Origin of the sequence: Candidatus Electronema sp. TJ (genome assembly GCF_048287355.1) — a bacterium.
Taxonomy (GTDB): domain Bacteria; phylum Desulfobacterota; class Desulfobulbia; order Desulfobulbales; family Desulfobulbaceae; genus Electronema.
In genome coordinates, this window is record NZ_JBLWEP010000086.1 from 4,735 (window position 1) to 10,242 (window position 5,508).

Sequence of the window (5,508 nt, forward strand, 5' to 3'; positions counted from 1 at the left end):
CGCTGAACCACGTAGCTCTGCGCCACTTGGCGGGCGATGTTGCGGATGCGGCCAATGTAGCGCGTCCGCTCGGCCACGCTGATCGCCTTGCGGGCATCAAGCAGGTTGAAGGTGTGCGAGCACTTCAGGCAGTGGTCGTAGGCAGGCAGGATCAGCCCCTTCTCAATCAGATTGAGCGCATCGCGCTCCCAGTTGTTGAAGTTGGTCATCAGGTCAGGAACATTGGCCTCCTCAAAGTTGAAAGCCGAGAACTCGCGCTCGGCCTGAAGGAATATCTGGCCATAGGTCACATCACGGTTCCACATGATGTCGTAGACCGACTCCTTCTTCTGTAGATACATCGCCAGCCGTTCCAAGCCGTAGGTGATCTCCACTGTGACCGGGTACAGATCCAGCGAGCCAGCCTGTTGGAAGTAGGTGAACTGCGTCACCTCCATGCCGTCCAGCCAGACTTCCCAGCCCAAACCAGACGCGCCCAGCGTCGGCGACTCCCAGTCATCTTCGACAAAACGGATGTCATGCTCCAGCAGGTTCAGACCGAACTCGCGCAGGCTGCCAAGGTACAGCTCCTGAATGTTGCGCAGCGAAGGCTTGATCACCACCTGATACTGATAGTAATGCTGAAGGCGGTTGGGGTTCTCGCCGTAGCGTCCGTCGGTCGGCCGGCGCGAAGGCTGCACATAGGCGGCCTTCCACGGCTCCGGCCCCAAGGCTTTCAGCAGAGTGGCGGGATGGAACGTCCCTGCGCCAACCTCCATGTCGTAGGGCTGCATGATGACGCAGCCGACCGATGCCCAATATTTGTTCAGAGCGGCGATGATGTCTTGAAAATACATGGCTGAAACCCCTCCTGCCGGTTAGAATTGACGGTCTGTGCAGCGCGTTTGTGCGCACCACAGTATTATGGTCTTTTTTCCCCTTTGTCAATTATGTTCCCGCAAATCCTTCTGTCCGACGCTGTCCTGCGCCTGCTCCGCGAAAGCCGCAGCGTTGCTGTGGCCGGTCTCTCGCCCAAGCCGGAGCGGCCCAGCTATCAAGTCGCCCGCTATCTGCAAGAGGCAGGTTATGCAATCATCCCGGTCAATCCAAGCTGCGCCGAGGTGCTGGGCGAGATCGCTTATCCTGATCTGCGCTCCGTTCCAACGCCAATTGATATTGTTGACATCTTCCGCCGCTCTGAGGAAGTTGAGCCGATTGTGCGCGAGGCGATCGCTGTCGGAGCAAAGCTGGTTTGGATGCAGCAGGGCGTGGTCAACCAGGCGGCGGCAAAGCTTGCTGAAGAAGCAGGACTGGCTGTAGTCATGAACCGCTGCCTGAAGATCGAGCTGGAGCAGTTGCGCGGCTCGCTTTCCCGTTGCTCCCTGCCGTCATCTGGCGTATAGTTTTTCGGGGATCATTTATCGTCGTTTGATCTAAAAAAGGGGAGGAAAGGCAGCATGAAGGTTGTGGCATTCAACGGCAGCGCGCGCAAAGGCGGCAACACCGAAAGGCTTATTCATTATGTTTTTGAGGAGCTGGAAAAAGAAGGCATAGAGACCGAGCTGGTGAGCTTGGCTGGACTGCACCCGCACGGCTGCATCGCTTGTTATCAATGCTTTGCCAACAAAAACCGCCGCTGCGCAGTAACAACCGACTGCATCAACGACTGCATTGCCAAAATGGACGAGGCCGACGGCATTATCCTCGCTTCGCCCACCTATTTCGCCGACATGAGTTCCGAGCTGAAAGCCCTGATTGACCGCAGCGGCATGGTCTCGCGGGCCAACGGCGACATGCACCGGCGCAAGGCCGGGGCCGCTGTGGTGGCCTGCCGCCGGAGCGGAGCAATTCATGTGTTCGACTCCATCAACCATTTCTTCACCATCGGTCAGATGATCATCGTCGGCTCTTCGCATTGGAACATCGGCATGGGCCGGGAGAAAGGCGAAGTCGCCGCCGATGCTGAAGGCGTGGCCATCATGCGCACCTTGGGACAGAACATGGCTTGGCTGCTGAAAAAGCTCAAGGTCTGAAGCCTTCTTTCTCTTCCGCCCTAAAGCCGCTGCGGGCAAAATAACAATTGACCGCAGGGTTTCAGGTGCCTATAACTGAAGCAGGGATGTCCGGCGGTAGCCGCCGGATCTGACAGGCGGACAGGAAAGGAGCCTATGCCATGCTGGTCATCTGCGAGGACTGCGCCAAGAAGTACCACATCGATGAAAGCCAGATCAAAGGCCAGCGGGCGAAATTCGCCTGCAAGGCCTGCGGTCACATCATTGTGGTGGAGAAGCCGAAAGATGCCGTCAATCCGCCTGCGGCGGCGGCTGTCAAAGAAGAAACAGCCAGCGTTCAGCCGCAGCCGGAACGGAGGAAGACAGCGGAACCGCTCGCCGCAGCGGCGGCGCGGGGCCGTGGCAAGCCGATCCTCCTGTATCTTTCAGCGGTGATGACTGCGGGACTGCTGGCAGCTGGCAGCTCTTTCTTATATCTGTATTCCCGGCAGCTGCCCACCTTACTGGCCCAAGAGCGGGAGCAGAGCGGCATAGCCTTGGCCCTCTCGCTGGAGCGGGCGGTCAGAACGCCCTTTCTCCAGAAAGATTATGCGGCGGTCAATCTTGAGACCGAGCACACAGCTAAGCTGCCAGGTGTGGCCTATGCGGCGGTGATGAACGAGAAAGGCGCAGCAGTGGCAGGATATTTCAACCCGCAGGGTGGCTTTGACAACAGCTTTGTCCAGCAGGTCAAGGCAAAAGGTTTTCCGGCAGAACTGCTGGCTCAGAACAGGCTGAAGGCCGGGACGAAGGAAGACAGGAGCGTCAGTCTCAGCATCGGCGGCCTGCCGGTGCATGACCGGGTGCTGGCTCTGCGCGAGGGCGACGGCGAGGTGCATGTCGGCCTGCAAGCGGCAGAAGCCCGGCAAATGGCACAGCATGTCCTGTGCTCTCCCTTGCTGCTCGTTCCTGCCGGACTGACACTGCTGTTCGCCGGACTGCTTCTCTTCATAGCTGACTGGCTCGTTGTCCGCCCGGCCCGCGCCCTGACCAACATCGCCAACCGGATCAGCTTGGGCGAGCTGAATTTGGCCATCACTGCGGAAGGCTCCCGCGAGCTGCGCGATCTCGGCACGGCCTTAGAGCGGATGCGCCATTCGGTACGCATTGCCGTGGAGCGGCTGAGAGTCAAGCGGCAATAAAGATTGCACATGAAAACATAATCTTTGCCCTGCTTGCGGGGACAGGCCGGAGGATTTGAAAGGCAGGACAGCAGCAATCAATCGTCGGCAGGGACTCGGTGCGCAGATGCCGCTGCTCCCATCCTGCGCCGCCGCAGTCTGCCTCAGGGGCTGAAGACAGCAGCAGCAGACCTTACTGGCGCAAGTGCCGAAAGCCCCCGGCACTTGCCGTGTTGAGGGGGAATCAGCGGTTTCAAGGCCGCTCAAACGCAGACTGCTATGATCCTGTCCGCCGTCTTCTGGCCGAACAAAGAAGAACTCAGCCTATAAACGCCCATGCTTCTGCCCCGCGAAAAACCCTTTCTCAGCGGCCTGAACAGCTATTATCTGGATGTTGAGAAGTTTATTCAGCATTTGCAGGGAGAAATCGGCACAGGCTGTCTCTACGGCAAAGGTGCGGATCAGGAGCTGATGGTCTATTTTGACGAGTCGGACATCGTCCGAGGCCTGACCCAGAACAGGGGCGAGCATGCCTTAGCCTCGGAGCAGCTCGATCACATCCTCGCCGCCCTGCGTCAGCGCAATTTTCAGGTTTCTGTCTATTATCTCGATCCAGACTCAATCTTTTTCTGGGGTCAACTGCCTGCTTTCCGCCGCGCCAAAGAGCGGCTGCCCTCCTCCAAAGTCAGTTTGCCCGACTTAGTTTTCCGGCTCAATAAAAAGGACTTTTCCGGCTTCATCGAAGTGGATGTGAAAGGCCGCAACGACTGCGCCGCTGTCCTTTTCTTCCACCAAGGCCAGCGGCGGGGCGGTTCTTACTACTGGGGCACTGGCGGCCTCAGCCCATCGGATGACGACTACAACACCTTGCTGGCCATGCTTCAGAAAAGCGGCGGCAGCTACGGACTTGGCTACTTCATCAGCGATCCGGTCGCCGCGCCGCCTGCGGTAGAGCCGCCCTCCTCATCCGAGGAGGCTGCGCCAGAGATCAAGCCTCCACGTCTGTTGTTGGAGATTGATCAGGCGGTCAATGAGTTTATTGCTCTTTACTTGGAGACAGGCCGCTCCAAAAACGGCTTGGACCCGCTGCTGGAGCTGCGGCTGAAGTTCATCGACTTTGTCTCCATTTATCCTGCGCTGGATCCTTACGGCAAAGCCTGCATTTCTCATGCGGATGGCAGTGTTACCTTTGCCGATGATGAAGTGGCAAAGGCGGGTGCGGAGGGCATCGTCGACTGCGCTTGGATGGTGGTGGAGGAACACAAGCTGCGCAAGAAATTCACAGCGTCCCTGAACCAGCTGGCCGCCAAAAACATTCTGCGTGCGCATGGGATTGAGCCGGAACGGTGAGCCTGGGCGGCATCAGAGCCGCTCAGGCTCTTTGTTCAGTTCTGGACACCGCAATTTTGGCGGTAGGGATTTATGGTCAGCACCGGACAGCAGGCGGTTTTTACCACCTTGTCAGCGACGCTGCCAAACATGATCCGTTCAAGCCCCTTGTAGCCGTGGGTGCCCATGATGATCATATTGCCGCCGATCTCCTCCGTATAGCTGAGAATCTCCTCGGCCACGTCGCCGTTTAACACCTTGCTGCGCAGCGTCGCAACTCCGGCAGCGGTCGCTGTTTCCCGGCAGCTTTCAGTAAACTCCTCCATCCTCTGCTGTGCCGACTCCAGCAATTCTTTAGTCAGATTGGGGAGATTGACCGGCGGGACAAAAAAGCCGGTGTAGTCCTCGAAGTCCTGCACCACGAAAACCAGATGCAGCTCCGCGCCGAACTTGCCTGCCACGTAGGCGGCTGAATCGGCGATCATCTTGGCGTTGTCGGAAAAATCTATAGGGGTGACGATGATCTTAACTTCCTGCATGAGAGACCCTCCTTCTGAAATAACGTTGTCGCCTCTGGCGGCGTACAAAGCTGTTGACCCTGACCCGTCGGACGGAATATAGTTGATCATAGTTATGTCCTTTTTCTCTTTTCCGCAAGTCAGTTTTTCCGAAGCTAGGGCTTTGAGCATGGATTTTGAACCGAAATGGATCGCTTGGGAAACCACCCGCCGCTGCAACCTGAACTGTGTGCACTGCCGATCCTCATCGAGCTTGGCGGTTGCCGGGCATCCTGATTTCTCCTTGGATGAAGCCAAGCGGGTGCTGGATGACATCAAATCCTATGCCAGCCCAGTGGTGGTGCTCTCCGGCGGCGAACCGCTCCTGCGGCCTGATATTTTTGATATTGCTGCTTATGGAACGGGGCTTGGCCTGCGGATGTGCCTTGCCACCAACGGCACTTTGGTCACGGAGGAAATCTGCCGCAAGATCAAAGAGGCGGACATCAAAATGGTGTCTCTCAGCTTGGA

At 57.7% G+C, this 5,508-nt stretch carries 7 protein-coding genes; 5 read left to right on the forward strand and 2 right to left on the reverse strand.

Annotated elements, in window-relative coordinates:
* Positions 1-836 (reverse strand): glycine--tRNA ligase subunit alpha (locus ACNKID_RS07600; protein WP_417912840.1); only part of this gene is annotated, 836 nt, incomplete at its 3' end.
* 93 nt (positions 837-929) lie between these two features.
* On the opposite strand from ACNKID_RS07600, the gene ACNKID_RS07605 reads away from it, so the two are divergent.
* From ACNKID_RS07605 to ACNKID_RS07620, 4 genes are all read left to right on the forward strand, one after another.
* Positions 930-1,382, forward strand: a complete 453-nt coding sequence (locus tag ACNKID_RS07605) for a CoA-binding protein (RefSeq protein WP_417912841.1) — start codon at positions 930-932, stop codon at positions 1,380-1,382.
* A 54-nt stretch (positions 1,383-1,436) separates the two neighbouring features.
* Complete coding sequence (locus ACNKID_RS07610; protein WP_417912842.1) at positions 1,437-2,012, forward strand: flavodoxin family protein; 576 nt, start codon at positions 1,437-1,439, stop codon at positions 2,010-2,012.
* 140 nt (positions 2,013-2,152) lie between these two features.
* Complete coding sequence (locus ACNKID_RS07615; protein WP_417912843.1) at positions 2,153-3,172, forward strand: zinc-ribbon domain-containing protein; 1,020 nt, start codon at positions 2,153-2,155, stop codon at positions 3,170-3,172.
* Positions 3,173-3,487: 315 nt separating this feature from the next.
* Positions 3,488-4,501, forward strand: a complete 1,014-nt coding sequence (locus ACNKID_RS07620) for a hypothetical protein (RefSeq protein WP_417912844.1) — start codon at positions 3,488-3,490, stop codon at positions 4,499-4,501.
* A 35-nt stretch (positions 4,502-4,536) separates the two neighbouring features.
* Here ACNKID_RS07620 and ACNKID_RS07625 read toward each other — a convergent pair whose 3' ends face one another.
* Positions 4,537-5,019 (reverse strand): universal stress protein, encoded by a 483-nt coding sequence (locus ACNKID_RS07625; protein WP_417912845.1) that lies wholly within the window; start codon positions 5,017-5,019, stop codon positions 4,537-4,539.
* 148 nt (positions 5,020-5,167) lie between these two features.
* Between ACNKID_RS07625 and ACNKID_RS07630 the strand changes: the two genes are divergently transcribed.
* On the forward strand, positions 5,168-5,508 hold a 341-nt coding region (locus ACNKID_RS07630; protein WP_417912846.1), incomplete at its 3' end, for a radical SAM protein.